The sequence below is a fragment of the Psychrobacter sp. genome (genome assembly GCF_041554015.1).
Classification (GTDB): domain Bacteria; phylum Pseudomonadota; class Gammaproteobacteria; order Pseudomonadales; family Moraxellaceae; genus Psychrobacter.
The window spans coordinates 1-24,591 of record NZ_JBFFMS010000040.1 but is presented as its reverse complement, the minus strand read 5'-3'; the positions used below and the strand labels follow the sequence as shown (position 1 = coordinate 24,591).

The 24,591-nt window shown below is 44.1% G+C and carries 23 protein-coding genes and 1 pseudogene; 10 read left to right on the top strand and 14 right to left on the bottom strand.

The features are described 5' to 3' along the window. Positions 1-545, bottom strand: a 545-nt coding sequence (locus ABYU67_RS10240) for an AarF/UbiB family protein (protein WP_372844898.1), incomplete at its 3' end; no start/stop codon positions are given. Between the two features lie 143 nt (positions 546-688). Beyond that, entirely contained in the window at positions 689-1,225 is a 537-nt protein-coding gene (aroQ, locus tag ABYU67_RS10235; protein ID WP_372844897.1) for a type II 3-dehydroquinate dehydratase, read from the bottom strand. Positions 1,226-1,703: 478 nt separating this feature from the next. Between aroQ and ABYU67_RS10230 the strand changes: the two genes are divergently transcribed. Continuing rightward, entirely contained in the window at positions 1,704-1,919 is a 216-nt protein-coding gene (locus ABYU67_RS10230) for a cold-shock protein (protein WP_011513806.1), read from the top strand. 240 nt (positions 1,920-2,159) lie between these two features. Then, positions 2,160-3,353, top strand: a complete 1,194-nt coding sequence (locus ABYU67_RS10225) for a DEAD/DEAH box helicase (RefSeq protein ID WP_372844896.1) — start codon at positions 2,160-2,162, stop codon at positions 3,351-3,353. 122 nt (positions 3,354-3,475) lie between these two features. On the opposite strand, the gene ABYU67_RS10220 is transcribed toward ABYU67_RS10225, so the two are convergent. The 8 genes and pseudogenes from ABYU67_RS10220 to ilvA form a co-directional block, all read right to left on the bottom strand. After that, on the bottom strand, positions 3,476-4,309 hold the full coding sequence (locus ABYU67_RS10220) for a sulfite exporter TauE/SafE family protein (RefSeq protein WP_372844895.1): 834 nt from the start codon (positions 4,307-4,309) through the stop codon (positions 3,476-3,478). Between the two features lie 97 nt (positions 4,310-4,406). Beyond that, entirely contained in the window at positions 4,407-4,709 is a 303-nt protein-coding gene (gene ccoS, locus ABYU67_RS10215; RefSeq protein ID WP_372844894.1) for a cbb3-type cytochrome oxidase assembly protein CcoS, read from the bottom strand. Between the two features lie 130 nt (positions 4,710-4,839). Continuing rightward, positions 4,840-5,619: a YdcF family protein gene (locus tag ABYU67_RS10210; RefSeq protein WP_372844893.1), complete on the bottom strand. Its 780-nt coding sequence runs from the start codon at positions 5,617-5,619 to the stop codon at positions 4,840-4,842. Continuing rightward, on the bottom strand, positions 5,603-6,727 hold the full coding sequence (gene murB, locus ABYU67_RS10205) for a UDP-N-acetylmuramate dehydrogenase (RefSeq protein WP_372844892.1): 1,125 nt from the start codon (positions 6,725-6,727) through the stop codon (positions 5,603-5,605). The genes ABYU67_RS10210 and murB overlap by 17 nt, the downstream gene beginning before the upstream one ends. A gap of 94 nt (positions 6,728-6,821) precedes the next feature. Further along, positions 6,822-7,319, bottom strand: coding sequence for a low molecular weight protein-tyrosine-phosphatase (locus ABYU67_RS10200; protein WP_372844891.1), 498 nt, complete (start codon positions 7,317-7,319; stop codon positions 6,822-6,824). Positions 7,320-7,538: 219 nt separating this feature from the next. Further along, a complete protein-coding gene (locus tag ABYU67_RS10195) occupies positions 7,539-7,979 on the bottom strand; it encodes an RNA-binding S4 domain-containing protein (protein ID WP_372844890.1) in 441 nt (146 codons plus the stop codon). A 118-nt stretch (positions 7,980-8,097) separates the two neighbouring features. Continuing rightward, a pseudogene (locus tag ABYU67_RS10190) lies at positions 8,098-8,241 on the bottom strand (excalibur calcium-binding domain-containing protein); the annotation flags it as partial. A gap of 355 nt (positions 8,242-8,596) precedes the next feature. Next, positions 8,597-10,150 (bottom strand): threonine ammonia-lyase, biosynthetic, encoded by a 1,554-nt coding sequence (gene ilvA, locus ABYU67_RS10185; protein WP_372844889.1) that lies wholly within the window; start codon positions 10,148-10,150, stop codon positions 8,597-8,599. A 289-nt stretch (positions 10,151-10,439) separates the two neighbouring features. Here ilvA and ABYU67_RS10180 point away from each other — a divergent pair, with 289 nt between their 5' ends. From ABYU67_RS10180 to rpiA, 5 genes are all read left to right on the top strand, one after another. Further along, a complete protein-coding gene (locus tag ABYU67_RS10180; protein ID WP_372844888.1) occupies positions 10,440-10,811 on the top strand; it encodes an ArsR/SmtB family transcription factor in 372 nt (123 codons plus the stop codon). Between the two features lie 57 nt (positions 10,812-10,868). Beyond that, positions 10,869-11,273 (top strand): arsenate reductase (glutaredoxin), encoded by a 405-nt coding sequence (gene arsC, locus ABYU67_RS10175; protein WP_372844887.1) that lies wholly within the window; start codon positions 10,869-10,871, stop codon positions 11,271-11,273. Next, complete coding sequence (gene arsH / locus ABYU67_RS10170; RefSeq protein ID WP_372844886.1) at positions 11,263-12,009, top strand: arsenical resistance protein ArsH; 747 nt, start codon at positions 11,263-11,265, stop codon at positions 12,007-12,009. Before arsC ends, arsH begins: the two co-directional genes overlap by 11 nt. 137 nt (positions 12,010-12,146) lie before the next feature. Continuing rightward, positions 12,147-13,451 carry an arsenic transporter gene (locus ABYU67_RS10165; RefSeq protein ID WP_372844885.1) on the top strand — a complete coding sequence of 435 codons (1,305 nt, stop codon included), beginning with the start codon at positions 12,147-12,149 and terminating at the stop codon, positions 13,449-13,451. Positions 13,452-13,596: 145 nt separating this feature from the next. After that, entirely contained in the window at positions 13,597-14,256 is a 660-nt protein-coding gene (gene rpiA, locus ABYU67_RS10160; RefSeq protein WP_372844884.1) for a ribose-5-phosphate isomerase RpiA, read from the top strand. Between the two features lie 134 nt (positions 14,257-14,390). On the opposite strand, the gene argF is transcribed toward rpiA, so the two are convergent. From argF to dnaB, 3 genes are all read right to left on the bottom strand, one after another. Continuing rightward, positions 14,391-15,308: an ornithine carbamoyltransferase gene (gene argF / locus ABYU67_RS10155; RefSeq protein ID WP_372844883.1), complete on the bottom strand. Its 918-nt coding sequence runs from the start codon at positions 15,306-15,308 to the stop codon at positions 14,391-14,393. A gap of 225 nt (positions 15,309-15,533) precedes the next feature. Beyond that, complete coding sequence (gene alr / locus ABYU67_RS10150; protein WP_372844882.1) at positions 15,534-16,631, bottom strand: alanine racemase; 1,098 nt, start codon at positions 16,629-16,631, stop codon at positions 15,534-15,536. A gap of 147 nt (positions 16,632-16,778) precedes the next feature. Continuing rightward, positions 16,779-18,182 carry a replicative DNA helicase gene (dnaB, locus tag ABYU67_RS10145; protein WP_372844881.1) on the bottom strand — a complete coding sequence of 468 codons (1,404 nt, stop codon included), beginning with the start codon at positions 18,180-18,182 and terminating at the stop codon, positions 16,779-16,781. A 362-nt stretch (positions 18,183-18,544) separates the two neighbouring features. On the opposite strand from dnaB, the gene pdxA reads away from it, so the two are divergent. From pdxA to ABYU67_RS10130, 3 genes are all read left to right on the top strand, one after another. Next, positions 18,545-19,630 carry a 4-hydroxythreonine-4-phosphate dehydrogenase PdxA gene (gene pdxA, locus ABYU67_RS10140; RefSeq protein ID WP_372844880.1) on the top strand — a complete coding sequence of 362 codons (1,086 nt, stop codon included), beginning with the start codon at positions 18,545-18,547 and terminating at the stop codon, positions 19,628-19,630. A gap of 168 nt (positions 19,631-19,798) precedes the next feature. Continuing rightward, the gene (gene rsmA / locus ABYU67_RS10135; protein WP_372844879.1) at positions 19,799-20,662 is read left to right on the top strand and encodes a 16S rRNA (adenine(1518)-N(6)/adenine(1519)-N(6))-dimethyltransferase RsmA; all 864 of its coding nucleotides are present in this window, start codon (positions 19,799-19,801) and stop codon (positions 20,660-20,662) included. A 149-nt stretch (positions 20,663-20,811) separates the two neighbouring features. Beyond that, entirely contained in the window at positions 20,812-21,654 is an 843-nt protein-coding gene (locus ABYU67_RS10130; RefSeq protein WP_372844878.1) for a symmetrical bis(5'-nucleosyl)-tetraphosphatase, read from the top strand. Between the two features lie 52 nt (positions 21,655-21,706). Here ABYU67_RS10130 and ABYU67_RS10125 read toward each other — a convergent pair whose 3' ends face one another. Beyond that, entirely contained in the window at positions 21,707-24,190 is a 2,484-nt protein-coding gene (locus tag ABYU67_RS10125; RefSeq protein WP_372844877.1) for a site-specific recombinase, read from the bottom strand. Positions 24,191-24,591 lie beyond the last annotated feature (401 nt).

Genomic DNA, 24,591 nt, shown 5'->3' with positions numbered 1-24,591 from the left:
TCCTGCAATTGCTTACTCATATTGAGCACGCCAGCGATTTTTAGTGCCATACGGACTTGTTTTAGATCGCTATCACAATTTTTGTCGACATCAGGGTATTGCACCTTAACCACCACCCTTTGTCCGGATGGTAATACCGCTCGATGTACCTGTCCGATAGACGCCGCTGCAAACGGCATTTCTTCAAATTCAGTAAACAAGTCAGTAATAGGCGCTTTTAGCTCACGTTCAACTTGCATGCGTATCTGTGCATAGGGCATTGCCGGCGCATCTTTTTGCAGCTTCTCTAGGGCAGTTGCAACTTCAGGCGGAAACACATCTTTATATTGCGAGGCGATTTGACCGACCTTCATGACCGCGCCCTTCATCTCACCTAAGGTTTCAGCGATTTGTATACCGACATCTTGCATCAGCTCTGAGCGTGCTTGTAGTCGTTTTTCTTCGTCGCTTGACAGATGCTTTAGGGAGTTTTTCGCTGCTTTTCCAGCAATACTTGCTGTCATGCCAGCAAGTTTCATAAAGCGCGTTCCGGACGATTTTGCCATGCCTATCACCATATAGTGGGGTGTTTAGTGGGTTATTTTCTAACCCCTTATATTATTATTTTATTCCAATAAATGCTGTTTAACTACTGTGCCAACCGTACAGAAATGGCGATGTTTCAGATAAAGGGCTTAACGCTAACGAGTTATTTATTCAGTGTTATGGCATAGGTATGGGTCAGCAAGTAATCCAATGCCATATGATAGCCCAAATGCCCCAAACCACAAATCACGCCGACGGCCACATCAGACAAATAAGAATGCTCGCGGAACGATTCGCGTGCATGGACATTTGATAAATGCACCTCTATAAACGGCTTTTTGGTGGCGAGTAGGGCATCACGTAGCGCAACCGAGGTATGAGTAAAGGCAGCAGGGTTGATGATGATGGCATCGATCTGCGCATTTGCTTCTGCTAATAATCCATAATGCTGAATGTCATCGATTAGTTTGCCTTCGTGATTGGACTGACGGCAAATCAGCTCAATACCGTGGGCGGCGGCGCGCTTGATTAAGGTGCTCTCGATATCAGCAAGGGTCATATGACCATAAATATCAGGCTCGCGTTTGCCAAGTAGGTTTAGATTGGCACCATTAACCAATAATAGTTTATGGCTTAGGGTGGTATTTGGGTTTTGCTGAGCGATGGTGGCAGGCGTTGCTGATTGAGATGAGGCGGTCATAATGGTCTCTATGAATAGCAGTGGATATGTCTAGATCTGTCTAGAGTAATGATTGGCACGTAAGAGTAAGCGCACTATACTAACAGGCGTTAAAAAACATAGCGCGCTCTATCCCTTTATATTAACAGCTTGCATGCTAACTTATAAAAAATAATTCTAAAAAATAGTTCAAGTGATAAAAATACTGTTAAAAGTCTTTGTGTTGCTAAAAACCCGTGTTATGATATTTTTTACACAACAAATATTACATCTTTGTTGCTAATCCTGATTTTGAGGCTATAGATGCTGTTTTAGACTGTCTATCGCACATTATCAGGTGCTAGAGGCTAAGTCATAAAGGTCAATTTATGACTTGTGTGGTGCCGATAGTATACAGAGTGGTCACTCTTAAATTTTTGATTTCATAATCTTAGTATCCGTTTATATGCAATGATGCAAAGGAATTTGGGACTAAGTAAACTTTTTAGGAAGTAATATTATGTCAGCTCGTGAGCAAGGTATCGTTAAGTGGTTTAATGACTCAAAAGGCTTTGGTTTCATTCAACGTGATAGCGGAGAAGATATTTTTGTCCATTTCCGCGCGATCCAAGGTGATGGTTATCGCTCTCTAAAAGACGGCGAAAAAGTTGAATTTAGCGTGGTCGAAGGTGATAAAGGCCTACAAGCTGAAGAAGTCAGAAAAGTAGAAGAGTAATCGTAACAGTCATTCGTGCCGTTTAGCTATAATGTCTGTACAAACTACTGATATACTACTGAGCCAAGCCCGTCCTGTCTTACTTGTATTGCTTTTAACGCAGCATGAGTAAGCATTGACATGGGGCTTGGCTTTTTTATGTTTATCCGCTTTATAGGGTGCCGGCTGCTGGTCAATAGATATCATAGACCGCTCATAAACCCTGCCGTTTCTTACTGATCTGTCGTCTTTCATTGATAAATGATGTACAAGCGATTTATACAAAAGGATATTTTTTTGAGTAATTTTACGACGTTTACGGATTTGCCACTTTCAGCCGCGACTTTGCGTGCAGTAAGTGACTTGGGTTTTACTGAACTGACGCCCATTCAAGCAAAAATACTGCCGCATACGTTGGCAAATCAAGATGCCATCGGACAGGCGCAGACTGGTACTGGCAAGACAGCCACATTTTTACTGACCATTATGGAAGCATTGCTTAAGCGCCCATTTACCGCTGATGAAGAGCGCTTTTTAGGTGAGCCGCGTGCCGTCGTTATGGCACCAACCCGCGAGCTTGCCCAGCAGATATTTGACGATTGTATGGCTTTGACCAAATATACCGAGCTCCATAGTGTGTGCATTATGGGTGGTACCAATTATGAAACCCAGCAGCATGAGCTTGAGCGCCAATATGTCGATATCTTAATTGCCACGCCTGGACGTTTGATTGATTTGATGCATAAAGGCATGGTCTATCTGGATCGCGTTGAGGTGCTAGTATTAGACGAGGCTGATCGCATGCTCGATATGGGTTTTATCCCAGATATCAAGCGCTTAGTTGGTCGTATGCCGCCAAACACCGACCGTCAAAGTTTGTTGTTTTCTGCAACCTTTAACCAAGATGTGATGAATCTGGCTTATCGCTGGTTACATGAGCCTGAGTTTGTTGAAATTGAGCCTGAGCATAAAACCAGTGAATTGGTTGACCAGCATTTTTATCTGTTAACCGAAGAGCAAAAACTGGCAGCGGTTGAGCGTATCATCACTGATCGCACAGTGGAAAAGGTCATTATTTTTGCCAATCGTAAAGACCAAGTTAAGCGTTTGTATCATAAGCTGCGTCAGGGACATAAAATTGTTATGTTATCCGGTGATGTGATTCAACAAAAGCGTGAAAAGTATCTACAGCGCTTTAAAGATGGTCATGCCTCTGTGTTGGTTGCAACCGATGTCGCAGGGCGCGGTATTCATGTGGATGATGTCAGCCATGTGATTAACTATACCTTACCAGATCAGCCGGACGATTACGTACACCGTATCGGTCGTACGGGTCGCGCTGGACAAACCGGTATCAGTATCAGCTTTGTCAGTGAAGATGATGCTTTTAATATACCTGCTTTAGAGAAGCATCTGGATACGAAGTTTAAACTTGAGCAGTGGCAGCCTGAATAAGATTTTTTAATCAAGCTCTAATGCCTTTACACAGTAAAAAGCCCTTAATCATTGATTAAGGGCTTTTTTATACGTCTGTTTTTATATGGCATTCATTTGAAAGGATAGGCAGCAGCAATGAGTTAGTGCTGATGTTCCATATTTGCTGAGTCGTTATCCATATTATGCATACTATGGTCCATCTGACTCATATCGTGGTGAACGCTACCATTCGAATCACTCATCATCATAGTATCGTCACCGTGGTCCATACCCATGCTATGGCCACCGCCATGATTGCCATGCATACTGGACATGGCGATAGGAATAAAGACCACCGCCAAACCAGATAAGACCATTATGGCACCATTTAATTGTCTTAAGCGAAAACGGCCAATTTTATCTCGCAACCAGCCGACGGTCTCATGAGTAGCGACCAGCATCGGTACAGTTCCTAAGCCAAAAACGAACATCAAGGCAGCCCCGCTAAGTGGGTTGTGTGCGACCACAGCGATTAGTAGAGCGCCGTAGACCAAGCCGCAAGGTAAGAATCCCCATAGCAGGCCGGCGGACAATGCTCTTGGATAGGTATTTAGCGGAAATACTTTTTGACGAATAGGGCTTAGATACTGCCAAAAGCGCATGCCAAAACGCTCAAGATTCTTTAAAAACGGTGCACCAAGCATGGTTACGCCGACAAATACCAATACCAAACCAAGTAAAATACGCGGTGTACTATTGCCTTGCATCAGTGGCTGTAATACGGTGGTACCTATCAGTCCTGCAAGCAAACCTAAAAAGGCATAGCTGGTCAAGCGACCGACATGATACGTTGCGACCAATGCACGGCGTTTGGCAGGGCTGACGTCTTTCATTGACAAACCAAAAGCGGTGACTAAGCCACCACACATGCCTAAGCAATGCGGTGAACCAAAAAACCCCATTAATAATGCCGCAACGAGTAAGGCTGTGGTCATGGGAAGGTACTCCTAAAAATAGTCAAAGACGTACCGACTTATCATGCTATTAGACAGATTAAATAAGTGGGTAACGCATTAGTAAAATAGCCCAAGGCTATGTTTTTGAGTTCTTGTCTGTATTAGAAAGAGGCGGAGCGGTAACATCGGCATTGCTTGGCAGATGAGATTTTTTTGCATGTGCAGTGATATCGTCTACCTCTTTTGCTTCTGGAGTAGGCGCTGGCTTTTCTTGAGCCTGTATGACTTGCCTGCGCTCTTGACGATCATCTAAGATAATACGCTGTGAGGCGTTGTCCAAATCCTCAAATTGATTGGATCTTACCGCATAACGGACTGCCCAAATTGCGACCACAAACAGCATAAGACTTAATGGAATTAATAAAAATATACTGAGCATGACGCCTCTCTTTAATAGCAGTTTCTCCCACCATTATACACCTGTTGTCAGTAAGATGACTGAACTGTAAGGATAAAGGTAAGAAAGTAGATAAGAATGAGGGTGGATTTCTAACATGGAGGAGCCGATGCTAGTCATCAGCAGCTTTGGCAACCTTACCCCTGGGAGTCAATAGCTGCTGTGAAGAGACTTCTTTGGCTTGGCGGCAATTGGCTTGAGGGCGTATCACATCACGTAAGTAAGCAGCGATTTCATAAACTGCCCGCCTAGAGTGGCTTAAGTTTTGTGCAGGCTCCATCCAATCACGCCTAACGGGTAAAGGGGCATTAATCGCCGTACTGTTGATGCCATTTAACGCAAACTGTCTGCGCGCACGCGCCATATGATAGCTATCAGTAATCAGATAAACATGGTGCAAAGGGATGCGCTTCGCTGTAAATCGTGCATTCTCGCAAGTATTCATGCTGGCGTTTTCACTGATTAAGCCGTCGATACCATGCTCAATCAGCCATTGACCAAGCCAAGGCGCTTCAGCACCACTCAGCACAATGGGCAGAGGCAGGTCATGGTAAGCTGTAGCGGCAGCACGGGCACGATTCAAGCTATAGGAGTTTAGGATAATTTGATTGTTATTATCATTGGTCAGTCCTCCGCCTAACACCACATACGCAGTAGGTGGCGAGCTCATAGCAACAGGTGGCATTTTTGGTAGCGGCAGATGAGCCAATATATAGACCACCGCTTGAGAAAATAGCGGCGTGAATAAACTAATGAGAACTAAAATAACGGACGTGGCACCCAGCAAAAACGTGGCATTGATAATACGAAACAGCTTGATCATACGCTCAGCTGAACGCAAATAATGTCGCCATAGGCGATTAGACCATGACTGCTTAGACCACATGCTCATCGTATCCGATGGAGCCATCAGCATTTACCCATACTGGCTCACGCGACAATTGAATCGAAAACTTGTCATAGACAGTATCTACAATATACTTTTGAGCCGCGGCGACATCTTGTTTGGTGGCAATATAGGGCGCGTGATTGGTCAATACCAGTGCTTGCTGCTGATGGGTAACAATCGGCTCTATACCGCCGCCTTTTAAGCCGGCCTGCTCGATAAGCCAGCCCGCGGCCACTTTAGTCATGGCCTCAGGCATTGGGTAGCCAACGATAGCAGGATAAGATAATTGCAGCTTAGTAAATTGCGCTTGAGGGATAATAGGGTTTTGAAAAAAGCTGCCACAATTTGGCAATTGCTTTGGGTCAGGTAGCTTTTGCTGTCGAATCTCAATGATGGCATGCATGACATCAATAGGCGTTGGCTTAATGCGACCTTGCTGCGTCGCGTAGCCTTGAGCGACGGTCTGTACATCACCATAGCTTGCCAGTATCTTTGTCGCATCAGTATGCAATCTAAAACCCACACGGCTGATAAGCCACGTATTTGGCTGACGTTTAAACATACTATCACGGTAGTCAAATGCGCAGTCGGCTGCGGTCAAATCATGCCATGTTTGACTTGGTAGATGATAAGCACGTACAGACTGCAAGCAGTCCTCTAGCTGAACGCCATAAGCGCCAATATTTTGTATAGGAGCGGCGCCAGTAAGCCCAGGTATTAGGGCAAGGTTTTCAAGTCCATACCAACCTTGAGCGACCGTATATACCACTAAGTCATGCCAGTTTTCACCTGCCATTACCTCGATATCGATATAAGAGTCGGTCTGCGCTGTGACTTGTATACCACGCATTTGTGGACGTAAAACAATGGCATTTAGCTTGGCTGGTAATAACACATTGCTACCGCCAGACAATACGAATAAGGGCTTGCTCTGCTCAGTATCTTGCCCATAATATGCCATAAACTCATCAAGCTGCGCCTCATCTGTTAAGGTAACCACAGAGTCAGCCATACAAGCCAAAGCCATGGTATTGCTATAAGACAAATCTGCTACGCCATCATGCGATAGAGTAGGTGAAGCGCTGATATTAGAGCGTAAAGCTGAATTCATAACATAGCCTATGGGGCAAATAAACAAAAAATCATACGGTGTTTATTATAAAGGATGCAGCATATAAAGGCAGTAGAAATATAGTGCTTTATAACTAAGATATCTTCCAACTTTCAATCCAAGCTTGAGCACTAGATTCGATACGTTCAATCACTTCTTCAAAAGCATCGCTATCACCAGTATAAGGGTCTGGAACGTCATCACCGCTATAAGTGGGATCTTCCTCACTAAATAAGGCCAATTTGGCTAACTTTGCATCCGTATCTTTTATATCATCTTTAATCGACTGTAGGTCGGCTAAATTTTGTGTGTCCATCGCTAGGATCAAGTCAAAATCGTGAAAATCATCAGCACTGACTTGGCGCGCCACCAATTTACTGATGTTATAACCATGAGCTTTGGCATGACGCTGCGCGCGCTCGTCAGGTGCATGACCAATATGCCAATCCCCAGTACCTGCAGAATCAACCTTCATCGACAGTCCTGCAATCGCTGCTTGCTGACGAAAAATCTCTTCAGCAGTTGGTGAACGGCAGATATTCCCCAAACAGACCAGTAGTACAGATGAGGGAGTAGATGCTTTAATTGCCATATGATGACCTTTTGTTGCAATAAAAAACATGCTATCAAAATCAACATGAAAGTTGTGATTGATAAGCATGCTATATAGTAAATTAATGAATGACAGCGTAACGCTTAATACCTTGAATGGCAAGGGCAGAGGGTAAACAATAGGGTCAGTAGTCTATGTATACCTGCTAACCCTAATATTTAAGAGGATGTGATGCTATTGCTAGCCTGACCAATATATTTAGTCTTGATTGCTTTTAAAGCGATGTAAATCACGGCGCTCTTTTTTGTTGGGTTTGTTGTCTGGACGAGCAAGATTGGCAAGTTTGCGCTGTTCGGCATAATAATCACGGCGCGCGATACTTTCTTCGGTTTCTGAATATAAGACTTCAGCGGCAGTTGCGTTACCGCGCTGCGCCGTTAGCGCTTCAACGACGACTGTCTTTTCGGTCATAGCAGTAGCTGAGCCTTGACGAATCTGTATTTCATCACCAACAGCAATCTCTTTACTGGTTTTTACCCGACTACCTGCATAATGTACACGCCCGCTTTCAATGGCTTCTTTGGCAAGCGTGCGCGTGCGGTAAAATCGCGCGGCCCATAACCATTTATCGAGACGCATACGTACCGCATCAAGCTTACTATGACTGGGCTGATTATGGTTTTTATTATGTTTGCTCATCAAAACCTCATGGATATCAATAACGTAAGATAATAATGGTGGTGCTTTTGCTAATTAAAAGGTCGCTAAACAATTAACATCTCAGAAGATATATTTAACATCGTTTTTGTCATTGGAATTATTGGCACCACTGTTTTTCGCAAGGTATACCATCATTGTTGCCGTCCATTTTTGTATTAGGACAGTGTTGTATAAAGTAGGTTGCTTCTGCGCAGGATGTCATTTGGGAGCAATGTTTTCTACCATCACACGAAAATGTAGATGCTTCGGTAATTACTGCTGCGGGCGCACTTGTATACACACTAGAAGCTGAGTTTGAATCGTCATCAACATAGGATGGTGGTATGTCATCAAAATCAGTAGATACAGAATTGCTTGAGTTTTCAAATGAGATATCTGTAACAGTATCAATGCTAGATTCGCTGATAGAATCTTTGGGTTGCAGTGTTTTATAGAATAAAAGTGCTAAAGCTAGCAGTATTATAATGAGTAATATTTTCTTCATTACTGCTCCATACTCAATAATAATTGCTAGCTTCTAGCAATAACTAGTATTCATTCTAGGGCAGTTGTTCAACGTATTAAAAACTGCCCTAGCGGATGGTCATTGATCTATATTATTTTAAAAATAACTGATAACCAATATTGTCATTGAGCATGGTGCAGTCATAGCCGATATCGAGCAGGGCATCTTGTAGCTGGCGAGAATTGCCCTCAGATGCTTGTAAGCCTACCAATACTCGACCTTCAGCAGCACCATGATTGCGATAATGGAACAAGGTAATATTAAAATCGTCACCCAGCTTTTCTAAAAATGTAAGTAGCGCACCTGGGCGTTCTGGGAAAGTGACTTGTAATAACTGCTCGTTTTCAACATGCGCATGACCACCAATCAGGTAGCGGATATGGGATTTAGCGACATCATCATCGGTTAAGTCGTGCGCTGTATAGCCATCAGCTAACAATTGCGTACGGATGGTTTGACGCTCTTTATCGCCTTCTTTTAATGCAATACCGACAAATATTGAGGCAGGTTCCATAGAGTCAGGGGATTTTTTACTATCGGCGCGGTAATTGAACTCGGTGATATTACGACCGTGCAGACTACGGCAGAAGTTTAAGAAAGCGCCAGTCTGCTCAGGAATCGTCACGCCAAAGATGGCTTCTTTTTTCTCACCAATTTCAGTACGCTCAGCGATGTAGCGCAAGCGATCAAAGTTCATATTGGCGCCGCAAATGATGCCAACGCAGTTTTTGCCTTGTAGATTATGAGCCTCGATATATTTTTTCATACCAGCAACGGGCAGCGCGCCAGCAGGCTCAACGATACTGCGGTTTTCCTCAAAAATATCTTTGACGGCAGCGCACACTTCATCATTGGTACAAGTGACGACTTCAGGTTCGACGACAGGACCAGATTTATCGCCCTTTTGCATACGGACGATATCAAAGGGTAATGCACCGATTTGAGCGACTGCCACACCATCGACGAACAGTCCGACCTGCTCAAGTTTGACGCGTTCATTGGCTTCAAGCGCCGCTTTTAGTGATGCTGATTGGTCAGCTTCTACAGCGATGACTTTGACATGTGGGGCAACTTCGCCCAAAAATGCAGCGACGCCAGAAATCAGACCGCCACCACCAACCGCGACGAACACATAGTCCATATTGCGCCATTGCTGGGTAAGCTCAAGCCCGATGGTACCTTGTCCGGCAATCACCAGTTCATCATCGTATGGCGGGATAAAAGTCAGACCTTCTGTTTCAGCGCGATTGATTGCATAACGGTTGGCTTCATCAAAGCTATCACCATACAAGTCAACATTGCCGCCAAGCGCTCTAACGGCATCCACTTTGATATCAGGAGTAGTGGTTGGCATAACGATAATATTATTCAGGGCAAGCTTACGAGCAGAGTAGGCAACGCCTTGGGCATGGTTACCTGCCGATGCACATATGACGCCGCGCGCTTTTTGTTCCTCATTTAATTGGCTAATGCGGTTATAAGCGCCGCGCAATTTAAAAGACTTTACCGGTTGCAGGTCTTCACGTTTAAAACGAATGTCATTAGCAAAACGTTGGGTCAGTTTGGGTGCCGCTTCAAGTGGTGTTTGAATAGCTACGTCATAGACGGTGGCTTGTAAGATGGCTCGTACCCAATGTGACAGCATAATGATTCCTAAACTTGTGAATGTATGAATGAAAAAGTGCGATTAATTATAATTAAATAAGCAAGTCGCCAGCAGCGACCAAAAACGCAGGGAATGATAAAAATCAAATAGATTAGCCTATGCTGATTTTAAACATGTTGCAAGACACAATTACAGTTTTTGCGGCGGTTTGATAGTCGATGCTCATCAAATAAAGATAAATTATAACGAGTACTGCTTATTTAGCCAAAAAAAACTTGAGTCATTTCTATATGTCTGTATTATTGGACATATGGAAATGATAAATGCTATGACAAGTTTTGCTGCCCTCTCACAAGAAACCCGCTTAAAGGCATTTCGACTGCTGGTCAGTCACGAGCCTAAAGGATTACCTGCGGGTGAAATAGCTCGCCAACTGTCTGTACCGCATAATACGATGTCCTCACATCTATCGGTGCTGGCACGAGCGGGGTGGGTCATACCAAAGCGCCAAAGCCGACAGATTATCTATCGTGCCTCTTTATCACATATGCAGCTAGTTATTGAGTTTTTATTGCAAGATTGCTGTGCTGGGAACTCAGAGCTGTGCACATCTCTTCTTGATAATTTAAATGGCTGTTCAGCGGATAGTAGCGGTGCAATGAATACGCTGGATGATTTTAACAACCAGCCCCATTGTTAAACTCCTATTAATCAAAACGCCCCCCATTCTATATTCACAAAAACAGGTGAGATGACTATGACATCGTTAATTTTTCACAACCCAAAATGCGGTACTTCTCGTAACACCTTAGCCATTATGCAAGCGTCAGGTGATCATCCAGAAGTGATTGAATATCTTAAAACGCCGCCGAGCCGCGAGTATTTGGTTAAGCTGTTGGCAAAAATGGACCTTTCACCACGGGAGCTGCTGCGTAGTAAAGAGTCCATTAATGATGAGCTGGGTTTAGATAATCCTGCAGTATCTGATGATGAGGTTATCGATGCCATGATTGCCCATCCTATCTTAATTAACCGTCCTATCGTAGTCACAGCTAAGGGCGCAGCATTGTGCCGACCATCAGAGCGCGTGTTTGAATTACTAGAAAATCCTGTGAGTAGCTTCACTAAAGAAGATGGAGAAGTGGTCTATCATGGCAAATAATACAACAGATCTGAATATGGTCGATTTAGATGATTTGCCCAATATTGATTCAAGTCTGATTCATCCTATCGATATTGAGTCTTTAATAGGCGCCAATGACCCGCGTCATGCGCCAAAAATACTGGTGTTATACGGCTCATTACGCACGCGTTCATTCTCAAAGTTGGCAGCCGAGGAGGCGAGTCGTCTATTGCGCTGGTATGGTTGTGAGGTGAAGATGTTTGACCCATCTGGTTTGCCTTTACCAGACGATGCCGATGTAGAGCATTCTAAAGTACAAGAGCTGCGTGAGCTTGCGCAGTGGTCTGAGGGTATGCTGTGGGTTAGTCCCGAGCGTCACGGTAGTATGACCAGTATCATGAAAGCACAAATCGATTGGATTCCGCTGTCATTGGGCGGCGTCCGACCGACCCAAGGCAAGACTTTGGCAGTGATGCAAGTCAGCGGTGGTAGTCAAAGCTTTAATACGGTCAATCAGCTCCGTATCCTTGGGCGCTGGATGCGCATGATTACTATCCCAAATCAGTCGTCTATTCCAAAAGCCTTTTTAGAATTTAACGATGATAATCGTATGGATAAGTCGCCTTTATATCTGCGCCTTGTTGATGTTTGTGAAGAGTTAGTGAAGTTTACTTGGCTTACTCGTGGACGCTTAGCCTATCTGACGGATCGCTATTCTGAACGGGTAGAAAGTGCTGAGGAGGTATCAAAACGCGTGAATCAAAAATCGATTTGAATGTCTATTCTACATTGACCCAATATCGATTCGATGTTTATTCGATAAAACAGGCTTAATCAAGTAGGTTGTATGAAGCGCCTGCTTGAATCAGTGTCGCTAATTTTTTAAGTAAGTCTGCTTAAGTAAGGTTGTTCATGCTCGCATTCATTATTTTTATCGTCACTTTAGGGCTCGTAATATGGCAACCTAAAGGTTTGGGCATTGGGTGGAGCGCTATGGGCGGGGCGCTAGTTGCCCTAGCTTTTGGTGTGGTGCAATTATCTGATATTAGTGTTGTATGGGATATAGTATGGGATGCTACTTTTACCTTTGTCGCACTGATTATCATCTCGCTTATCTTAGATAAGGCTGGGTTTTTTGCTTGGGCAGCACTGCATGTAGCGAGATTGGGTAATGGACAAGGGCGTCTGTTGTTCCCGATGATTGTGATATTAGGCGCTTTTATCTCAGCATTCTTTGCCAATGATGGAGCGGCATTATTACTGACCCCGATTGTGATGGCGATTTTATTAAGGTTAAATTTTTCGCCGCCCTCTGCCTTGGCATTTATCATAGCGACTGGCTTTATTGCTGATACCGCAAGTTTGCCATTGGTCACATCCAATCTCGTTAATATCGTTAGTGCCAACTACTTTGATATTGGTTTTGGGCGTTATGCTTTGGTTATGGTACCGGTCAATATCGTCTCTGTACTAGCGACGCTAGCGGTGCTATGGATATTTTATGCACGCCATATTCCGGCACACTATTCGATGAGTGAGCTTAGTACACCTGAGTCAGCGATCGAAGACACCTTGGTTTTTAAAGCCGCTTTTCCGCTACTGGCTTTGCTACTTGTCGCTTATTTTGCGACAGAGCCGCTCGGTATTCCTATCTCGCTCGTGACTGGCGCAGCAGCCTTACTACTTATGGCGATTGCAGGGCGATTTTGGCAAGGTGGTCGCGGGGCTGTGATGTCCGTGCCTGATATTGTCCGTAAAGCTCCTTGGCAGATTGTTTTATTTTCTATTGGTATGTACTTGGTTGTTTACGGTTTGGGTAATGCCGGATTAACTGCCTATGGTGCTCAAATATTGAATTGGTTAGGGCAACAAGGCAATCTAATAGCAACTTTGGGCACAGGATTCCTCTCCGCTATCGTGGCATCTATTATGAATAACATGCCCTCTACCTTGGTAGGCGCGCTGGCGATTGATAGTGCCCAAGTGCCCACCGCCACTCGCGAGCTGATGATTTATGCCAATGTCATTGGCAATGATTTGGGACCCAAGTTTACGCCTATGGGCAGTCTTGCGACTTTACTATGGCTGCATGTGTTGGCAGAAAAAGATTATAAAATCAGTTGGGGGCAATATATGAAGATTGGTCTGATTATTACCCCGCCAGTGTTATTAGTCACCTTGTTAGCGTTGGTGTTTTGGTTGCCATATTTGTCTTAGTCTTAAAAATTCACGTCATATCTTATTATTAGAGGCGCTATTACGCTGACATCCATCAAAGTCATCGGTTATAATAGCGGCGCATTTTACCTTTTCACCCTTTACTTTTTTTAAAGCGATACGTTTATTTTGCCAAGGACTTATGATGAGTGATCAGCAAGCACAAAAGCAAGCCGCAGCCAAAGCCGCCCTACGCTATATCGAAGATGATATGATACTTGGCGTGGGGACGGGCAGTACGGTGAACTGTCTGATTGAGCTATTACCAACCGTAAAGCTGGCTGGCGCAGTTGCAAGCTCGCAGGTGACAGAAGATAAGCTGCGTGCACTTGGCATCGAGATTGTTGACTTAAACTTTGCTGGCACCCTTGATGTCTATATTGATGGTGCTGATGAAGTAAACGCACATTTGCAACTGATTAAAGGTGGCGGCGGCGCGCTCACGCGTGAAAAAATCGTTGCTGCTGCATCGAACAAATTTGTTTGCATGGTTGATGCCAGTAAAAGTGTCGAGATATTAGGGCGCGCATTCCCAGTGCCGATAGAGGTATTGCCGCAAGCTCGTTCATATGTCGCTCGGCAACTAGCCAAAATGGGCGGTGAGCCTGTTTATCGTGAAGATTTCGTCACCGATTATGGCAATGTGATTTTGGATACTTATGATTTGGATGTCAGCAACCCAATAGAGCTTGAGAAACAGCTTAACAATATCGTCGGTGTGGTTTGTAATGGTATCTTTGCTGCCAATCAAGCCGATGTGTTGTTAAAAGCTAGCAGCAATGGGGTTGAAGTACTGACTCGTTAATCAATAAGGGCTTGTTTATCAGACAATAACTGGTTTACTACACACTAAAAAGGCAGGGCATATTATATATGCTCTGCCTTTTTGATGTTTATGACGGCATAAACAGCTTATAAAAATGTGTAGCTATTGTGCAGCTATACTTTGATTTTGTCTTTTAATAAAAATTCCATCAAGGCTTTTTGCGCATGTAAGCGGTTTTCAGCCTCATCCCATACGACCGAGCGTGGGTCATCTAACATATCATGAGAGATTTCTTCGCCGCGATGCGCAGGCAGGCAATGCATAAACACCACTTCAGGATCGGCTTTATCGAGTAGCGACGGTGTCACCTGATACGGTGCAAATCGACGTGCGCGCGTGTTTTGCTCGGACTCTTGACCCATACTTGCCCATACATCGGTCACAATGAGGTTAGAGTCTTTTGCTGCATCTTGTACATTTTCGACAAGGCTAACGCAGTGCGAGAAGCGTTCCATCAGTGCTGAGTCAGGCTCAAACCCGTAAGGCGCGGCAACTCGCAGCTCAAAACCAAACTGATGAGCTGCTTGCATAAATGAGGCACACATATTATTGCCATCACCGACCCAAGTGACAATTTTGTTTTCGATACTGCCGCGATGCTCATAATAAGTTTGCATATCAGCCAATAGCTGGCATGGATGAAATTCATCGGTTAGGGCATTGATGATAGGAACACTTGAGTATTTTGCAAAGGTTTCGACTTTTTCATGACCAAAGGTGCGAATCATGATGATATCGACCATACTTGATATGACGCGCGCTGAGTCCTCTAGTGGTTCACCACGTCCAAGCTGGGTATCATTTGGCGATAAAAAAATAGCGTTGCCACCGAATTGCCCCATGCCCGTCTCGAATGAGATACGTGTACGGGTAGATGACTTCTCAAATATCATGCCAAGCGTTCGACCAACAAAAGGCTGATATATCTCGCCTGCATGTTGCATCTTACGCAATTCGCTGGCGCGTTTGATGAGGTTTTCTAGTTCTTGTTTGGTTAAATCAGATAAGGTTAAAAAATGGCGCAAACTCATAGCAATCCTAGCAGTCGAACACAGTCAGTGAAAAGTAATAGGTTATCAGCTGGCAATCATATCGCGTTAATAAATTAGGGCGTCAGTGCGTATGCTGGGATAACGACAAACTTTTAGTATAGCGCAATTACTCTCAATGTAAATATTCTATTTACCCTGATTTTTTAGCCATACACATCTCTATATCTTTAACTGGTGCATGCTAATCAGGGCTGATTATTATCCTTATAGCCGCTGAGGGCGTAAGCTTAAGCGGCATAGCAGCTCGTAGCTGATAGTGCCTGCATGAACAGCGACTTCGTCGACGTGCGGTGCATCACCCCATAGGATGACCTTGCTATTTAACGCGCTACTCCCTGGTACAGCGCTCACATCGATGACAATCATATCCATGGCGACGCGACCAATCACTGCGCATCGATAGCTTTCATTGTTAGTATCTATGACAGTAACATAAGCGTCCTCATTGACCACACGAGGGTAGCCATCACCGTATCCGATACTCACAAGCGCCGTTTTAGTATCTTGCTCGGCTGTCCAGCGACTGCCATAGCCAATAGCGTCACCAGCGCTCACGGTTTGTAAGGCAATAATCTGTGCACCAAATTCCATCGCTGGCTGCAAATTTAGCTCATGCGCACTTTGGTCGATAACTGGTGCACTGCCATATAGCATAATGCCAGGGCGTACCCAATCATGATGATGCTCTGGGAAATTAACGATGCCAGCAGAGTTGCACAATGACCCTTTAATATCATGACTGATTGTTTCTCGTAAAATACTTAGCATGTCATTAAAACGCTGGATTTGCATGGCGTTTAGAGGATGAGAGCGGTCATCAGCATTGGCAAAATGGGTGGTCAAAATCAGCTGATAGCCAGCATCGTGCAGAGATTTTGCAGCTGGAACAAGCGTTTGCTCATTAAATCCTAAACGATTCATACCGGTGTTGTATTTTATCCAAACCACGCGAGTGGCGCTATCAGCAGCTGGTATTTGCTCTAACGCCCATGCTAATTGCGGCGCATGGTGAATCACGCAGCTGATGTCATGCTCAATCGCTTGCTGCCACTCATCAATAGTAAACGCACCTTCGATAAGACCGATGGTTTTATCCCAGCCCAGCTGCCGTGCCTCTAGCGCTTCTCTTAAAGTCGCCACGCCGATGCCATCTGCTTGCTGTAATGCGGGTAGGACGGCAGCAACGCCATGTCCATAGGCATTGGCTTTTACCATAGCAAGGACGTTAGATTTCGGTGCTAACGCTTTTACTTGATTAAGATTGTGAGTAATGGCGGCCGGCTTGATAGTAATCGTGCGCATAATAAGCTTCTTTTTTAGCAAAGTTATGAATGAGTAAAGTGATAAAGCCAGTGGTTTATCATCGGCTGATAAATCACTGGCTACGGATATAATTCATATTTTATAAATGTTAATCAATGATGTTTGAGCATTTATCTAATACAAGCGCTATTCATCATTCTCAAAACTGCTGTTTTGATAGTATTCTGGCGTCAAATTGATAAAGCGGGTAAATTGCCCTTCAAAGCCCAAACGTATGGTGCCGATAGGGCCGTTACGCTGTTTACCAATGATGATTTCAGCCACACCTTTGTGGTCTGAGTTCTCATTATAAACCTCATCACGATAAATAAACATAATCAAATCGGCATCCTGCTCAATTGCTCCTGATTCACGCAAATCCGACATGATAGGGCGCTTATTAGGACGATTCTCTAGACTGCGGTTAAGCTGCGATAGTGCAATCACAGGGCATTCAAGCTCACGCGCCAACGCTTTCAAGCTACGAGAAATCTCAGAAATCTCTCCAACACGGTTGCCATCTAAACCGGGTACTTTCATCAATTGCAGATAATCGACGACGATAGCACCAAGTTTACCATCATGGTTTTTGGCGATACGGCGGCAGCGTGAGCGCATCTCAGAGGGCGGCAAAGCGGTGCTGTCATCAATATAAAGGTGCTTGGACTGCAAATGCTGAATGGCGTTCATCATCTTTGCCCATTCATCTTCGTTCATTTGCCCAGAGCGCAGGTGTGTCTGATTAATCGCACCCCATGATGATAGCAAACGCATGACGATGGACTCTGCTGGCATCTCCATCGAAAACACCACAACTGGCAGATCTTCGTTAAATAAAATACCTTCTGCTAAGTTCATGGCAAAGGTGGTTTTACCCATAGAAGGACGGGCAGCAACAATGATTAAATCGCCTGCTTGTAAGCCTTGAGTTTTATTATTGAGCTCAACAAACGGCGTTTGCAGACCAATCATGCCATCAGGGTTGGATTTTAGTTCTTGGATTTTATCGATGACATTGGTCAGAACGGCAGTGATGCCGACAGGACCGCGCTGTTCAGCGCGTTTATTGTGTTGCTCATTGATACTAAATATCTTGCCCTCGACCGTATCCAATATATCACTGACCGTTTGGTCTTTTGGATTATAAGCCAAGGTCAGCATATCATTGCCAGTGGTAATCAGCTGACGTAAAGTCGAGAGTTCGCGTACGCGCTGGGCATAAGCGGTGAGGTTAAACAAAGTCGCCGGACTTTGGCTCAAAATATCGGCTAAGTAGCTGTCGCCGCCCGCACTTTTTAGCAGCTTTTGCGCTTCTAACCAATCATGTACCATAACTGTATCGTAAGGCTCGTTGACCGCTGCCAAATGCGCAATAGCATCAAAAATATATTGATGGCGCCCGGCATAAAAATCGTCTTTGGTGACAATATCTGCAATCTTATCGTATGCCTCCTCGATACTCATCAAAGACGCGAGCAGTGCCTTTTCGATATCGATATTGTGCGGCGGGGTCTGATTGAGTAAGTCGTCAGTTTTTTCGTTGTCTGCCATAGGTGCCCAATGTCTTAAAAGTCAGTTTTAAAAGTTGTGATAAAAATTATGTAATATAAGAGGTTATAAATAGCTATGTGCTATCAGTATTTATTTTAGGAGTCATACCGCCAAGCAAGCGCGACATACCTCTATGAGAGAAGTACCAAAAGGTGGTCTCAGCGCTTGCTGGTAAATGCTACAATGAAAGGCGAAAGTTTAACACATTCTATCGTTTCTCGGCTGCTATAAGTAATTATCTATAAAAATGCTATCCGCTATGACATAAAGTTTACGACGTCTTAGACTATCTTAAACGCTCGTTTTTATAACAATAAATATAATAAAATCATATTCTTAATACCAAACTAGGATATATTGCTATGCAAAAAAAACTACCGTTATTAATCACAACTGGTGAACCTGCCGGTATTGGCATGGATATTGTGCTGATATTGGCAGCAGAGGGTAAACTGCAAGATTTTGAGCGCCCAATCTGGGTCACTGCCGATAGTACCGCCATGCAGCAGCGAGCAGATGAGCTTATGACGGCGGGTGTGCTAAAACATTGTCCCATTTGGCAAACTATCGAGCTCCCTGATAACAATAATATAGAAATAAATGATGTTCTAAATCAATCGTCATCGCAAGTTTCTGATGATAGGGCGTTTATCTTATTGGATACTCCTTGCGCCTCATCCGTCGTTTGCGGTCAAATCGATATCACTAATTCGGCAATGGTCGCTAAGCAATTAGAGAGTGCTCATCAACTTGCGAACAATAATACCGTTGCCGCTATCGTCACAGGGCCACTACAAAAATCTGCATTGATAGAGGCTGGTATTAAGCTATTAGATGGCACCATGTTTAGCGGTCATACCGAGTTTTTTATGCAGCAAAGTGGCTGTGATAAAGTGGTGATGATGCTCGCCAATGAGGCCATGAAGGTGGCGCTTGTTACCACGCATTTAGCATTAAAAGACGTGCCTGCCGCTATCACTGCCGATAATGTACGGCAAACAGTACAAATCGTCATCGATGATATGCGCGAGAAGTTTGGCTTAATGCAGCCACGTATTTTGGTCTGCGGTCTCAACCCACATGCAGGCGAAGGTGGGCATTTGGGCATTGAAGAAATTGAGATTATCAATCCCGTATTGCGTGAATTTATAGAAGCAGGCGTTGATATATCAGAGGCAATGCCAGCGGATACTTTATTTACACCAAGGCATTTAGCCAACTGCGATGCAGTGATTGCGATGTATCATGACCAAGGTTTGCCTGTGCTCAAATCGCATGGTTTTGGTGATACCGTCAATCTGACCTTAGGGCTGCCTTATATCCGTACTTCGGTAGATCACGGTACGGCGCTTGATTTGGCGGGGCGCGGCAATGCCAGTGCCACCAGCTTATATCAAGCACTAAAAATGGCCAATGAGATGGCGGATAAATCGCTTATCAGTAGATAATATAAATATCGATTTTCTATATACAACTGATTATAGGCGGATTATTTTCCTATAAAAATATCTCTAAAATACAGACCAATTATGAGCTGTGTTATAATTTGGCATTATAAAGCCCGTATATCGCTGGCATTGCCTTATCGACCATTTTTTATCTACTAAGAATTTTTTATGTCCAAGACTACGTTTGATGCTCAATCTATTTCTAACAGCCTACGTGCTGCCAAACACCAACCGCGTAAGCGCTTTGGTCAAAACTTCTTACACGACCGTAGTGTTATCCGTGAAATTGTTGAGAGCATTCGCCTAGAGCGCGATGACAATTTGATTGAGATTGGGCCGGGGATGGGTGCACTGACTGAGCCGTTATTGGCAGAAGTGGATGCCATGACTGTGGTCGAGCTGGACCGTGATTTGGCAGATAGCCTGCGTATTCGTATCGGTGCCAATAGCCATCCAAACTTTACCATTATCAAAGACAATGCCATGCATGTCGACTATCGTGAGCTATATAGCGAGGAGCGCGGTAAGCTTCGCGTGGTCGGTAATCTACCGTATAACATTTCTACGCCCATTTTATTTCATTTGCTAAGTTATGCCGATGTGATACAAGACATGCACTTTATGCTGCAAAAAGAAGTGGTCGAGCGTATCACCGCTGACGTCGGCAGTAAAACCTATGGTCGCTTATCGGTCATTATGCAGTATCACTGCCATACGGATTATCTGCTGACCGTCCCACGCGGTGCCTTTAATCCGCCGCCAAAAGTGACCAGTGCGGTTTTTCGTTTGACGCCGCATATCACTAAGCCAATTGTGGCAGAAGATGAAGAGTATTTTGCTTTGGTGGTACGTGAAACCTTTAATCATCGCCGTAAGACACTGCGCGCCATCTTTAAAAAGTCAACGTTATTACCAACACTAAGTGAAGCCGATTTTACAGCGTGTGGTATTGATCCGCAAGCGCGCCCTGAAACCTTAAGCGTAAAAGATTTTGTCAATTTGAGCAATCAGGCGAGCACGGTTCAGTTATAACATATTCTTTCTAGCAGCTATAAAAATGGTGAGTGAGGCTGTTCTCATCGTTTAAATACGTGATGGTCATGAGATGAAAAAAAATACTAGCCATTTACTATCATTTGTAAGCTGCTTAAAAGCGATCAGTTAAAAATTATTGAGGGTTTATGAGTTTTCGTCATCAGTATGTTATCGGTGATCTGCAAGGCTGCTACACTGCGTATCTGCAACTGCTAAAGACATTGGATTTTGATCCGGCGCAAGATAAATTATGGTTTGCCGGTGATTTGGTAGCACGCGGTGAAGACTCGTTGAATACCTTGCGTCATGTCAAAGCACTGTGTGAGCAAGGCGCGGCTGCGACTGTCCTTGGTAATCATGATATTAATCTACTAGCCGTCTGGCGTGGGGCGACAAAACTTAAGAAGAAAGATAAAACGGCATCGATTTTTGCCGCTGATGATTGTGATGAGTTGCTAGAATGGCTACGCCATCAGCCATTATTGGCGTATCCTGATAAGCATACGGTACTAGTACATGCCGGTATCCCGCCGCATTGGAGTATTGAGGAGGCGGAAAAGTACGCGCGTCAGTTGGAGGTGCAATTGCAGAGTCATTTAAAACAGCTTGATAGATTGCTGCCAAATCTATATAGCAAGACGGCAGACAAATGGCATTCAGGTATTCATGGATTTACCAAAATGCGAGCGATTGCCAACTACTTTACTCGTATGCGCTTATGTCAGCAGGATGGGTTGCTCGAATTTGACTTTACGGGAGGATTGGATGAGCCCATACCAGAGGGTTTTTTGCCTTGGTTTGAATGGCAAGTACCGCGCACGCGCAAGGTGCTATTTGGTCATTGGGCGGCGCTCAAAGGTGAGATTGATTTGCCCTATGCTCGCGCCCTCGATGGCGGCTGTGTTTGGGGCAATCATTTGCTAGCTTATCGCTTGGGTGATGGCAAAACCATTACTTCAAGCGCGCATTGCGCGCCAGTAGTTTCTTAGCTTCTTAGTTCCTTAGTAATTTCAGAATCAGTCAAACCGCTGAATAAACCCATTAACTGGGTAGATTCGGTGGTTTTTTTGGTTTAGGCAGTGGCGTTTTGGCGTCGCCTGCCGCCTTTGTATCAACAGGGTTGTCTTGACCCATCGTATCAGATGACGTCTGATTATGCTCATTAAACGCTGCATGAGTCTTATCGTACTGAATATCCTGACTATAAGGGATGTTGTTACTAAGCGCTTCTTCTGTCAGACCATCATCCAGCTCAATGGTTTTATTTACGGCTGGTTTGTTGACGGTGGTATGAGCTTCGCGGCTATTTAGTTCAGGATTTAGCTGATGCTCTGCTAATGAATTGGCATAGTGTATATCAGTGACCGCCTGCTGATCCTGTGTTTTTTTTTGCAAGGCCTTTGGCAGCACTTTGACATCAGATAAGCGCCTGACCACATAGTTTTTGGGAAGTGGCTGATTGCTATTTTGTGGAGCCGTATCATCAAAAATCATCTGACCTTGGCTATCGATACGGGCATACTTCATCGGCTTGTCGCGTGGCCAAAAAAAGTCAGAAGGATGCGTCATCAAATGACTGAAAAGTTGCTTAGTTAAACGGCTCCAATCGACGAACTTCACCTCTTTTGAGCGTAAAGCGACAAGTAGCGCCAGTGAGAAACTGACGATTAAGTTGACCATACCGATCAGCAGAACACCAAAGACAGAAAGCAGCACCACTTGCCACTCTAGCTGACTTGCTGATAGATTAAATAAGCCATGAGCCAAGTTTGCTGAGGCAAAGGCAATATGACGAATATCAATTGGTAAGCCAAATAAGAAACCAATCGTGGCGGTACTTCCTAAGAATACCCCAAATATAAAGTTGCCCATGATGGCGCCAAGATTGGCTTCTATAAAGCCGCCTAAACGCTGCAACCATTTTTTAGGTAAGAGGTACTGTAATAGCTTATGACGCTGTATACGGGCGCCGATTTGATTATAAACCGCCAAATTATCATAGTAACCAGCAATCAGACCCGATAAAAACAAATATACCCCAGCGATAGCAGCATGTGGCAACGCCAGCGAGCGAAAAGGATCGAGATCATGAAGTAGGTGCGCCGCCTTATCGGTATTAATCATAGGCGCGCCAGTATAGTGTAGCCAAGCAAAAGAGATAATCAGGGCGACGGGTATTGCCATCATAATATTACCCATGATAGCAATAAACTGGGTGCGTAAAATATCGACCACCAATTCGGACAGTTTATTTAACTGATGGGATTTTTTGCCAGAACCATCCGATATGGTAGAAGCGATCGCCGCTGCTGTCATGGCGGGCTGCTTGGTGGCGACTGTTCCATGGACAATGTGGATAAAAACGAAGCCAAGCCCATAAATCATACTATTGACAAAGGCGCGTCCCATCGGAGCGAGGGCTAGGTGATAAGCCAATATCTTAGTCGTCGCCATAAACGCGATGATAAAACCACCGATAGATGCTTTTTTAAACATCTTCTGATAGCCAGATTTATCAGTGCTAATATAATGCTCGCCGACGCGGCTAGCGTTTTCAGTGACTTTGCGTGATAGTAGCTTGGTATTATTATCAATCAAATAACCAATACTATAACGGCGGCTAGCAGTATTGATTAGCGCTTGAATCAACTCGACTATCGCTCGGTCGCGCTTGTCATAGTTGTTTGCTACTAGCTCAGTTAGGATGCGCATGCGCTGCAAACTTTGGTCCAAGCGTAGCATCATATTGGTCAAGCGAATCGAGATACCAGTTTTATAAATACGTTTGCGTATGGTGGCAACGATATCTTCGCATTGCTCAATCATGACCAATAATGGCGCTGGATCTACGGCTTTTTCGGGAATGATATCGGTTAAAGTATCAAGCTCATGGGCTTCTCGGTACTGATTGACATACAAGACCGCTTCTTGGTTTTGTGCCACAAACGAGGCTGAATAGTTCAGCATTTGCGGATAAAACTCCATCAAATCTGGATGCAAGCCAATACCGCTGATGCGATACGATAAAATGATAATCGCGTTTAAGATACTGTTTTTTGCTGTCGCTACTAAGTTCAAATGCTGCTCATCGACTTTGAGTAGTCCGACCAGCTCGTCCCATTTTTCTTTGTCGATATTGGCAAGCCAGCGCTCATCAGAGCGTTTATCAAATAAATAACCGACCAATTCTACGACAGAGTCTTCTTGTGGCAATAGTGGTAAAAAACGATGCCCGATAAGGCGGCGCAGACTATTAAAAAACCCTTGATCTGACATGATACCAGTATCGGTATAAAGAGCGATCTGGCGGTATTCAATAATAAGTTTTAGGACAAAACTTGACAGCCCGTCACCATACTCTGGATGTTGACTCAAAATATCAATAAGATTTTGAATATTTTGATTGCCTAAAGCAGGCTCTTTATCACTTACTCGTAGCGCATCGATTAGGCGCTTAAGTACCGCGGGATCTGGTACATCACTTAAGGCAGTAATCTGTTGTAAAATGTGTTTTATCTCTGACACATCGTATCCCTTATGGTAGTTATTTCAATCATTGTTATTATTGAGTCTGTATAACGGTATATTTGCTTCTAGCGACGGCTGTAATACTCACTGTTGCGATGTCTATTTTTATTACTTTAGCGCGTGTTAAGTGACAGTGTCCTCATTGATAGGGCTGAGTATATTTTTATGAGAGGTAAGCCATTTGGTTTTGCGTTATTTTAATCGTAACGGCTTATCAATAGTCAACTATTTTGTTAGCAGTTATTTTGATGCTGACAGTGTCAATTTTTGTGAAGATATTTTTGGCAAAAAAAGGGACAGTAGCGTGACTGTCCCTTTTATCATAGTGCGGTAGGCTTACTTTATTATAAAAGTAAAAAATTAGCTAGCAGGTACATCAAAGTAATTTAGATCAAAGT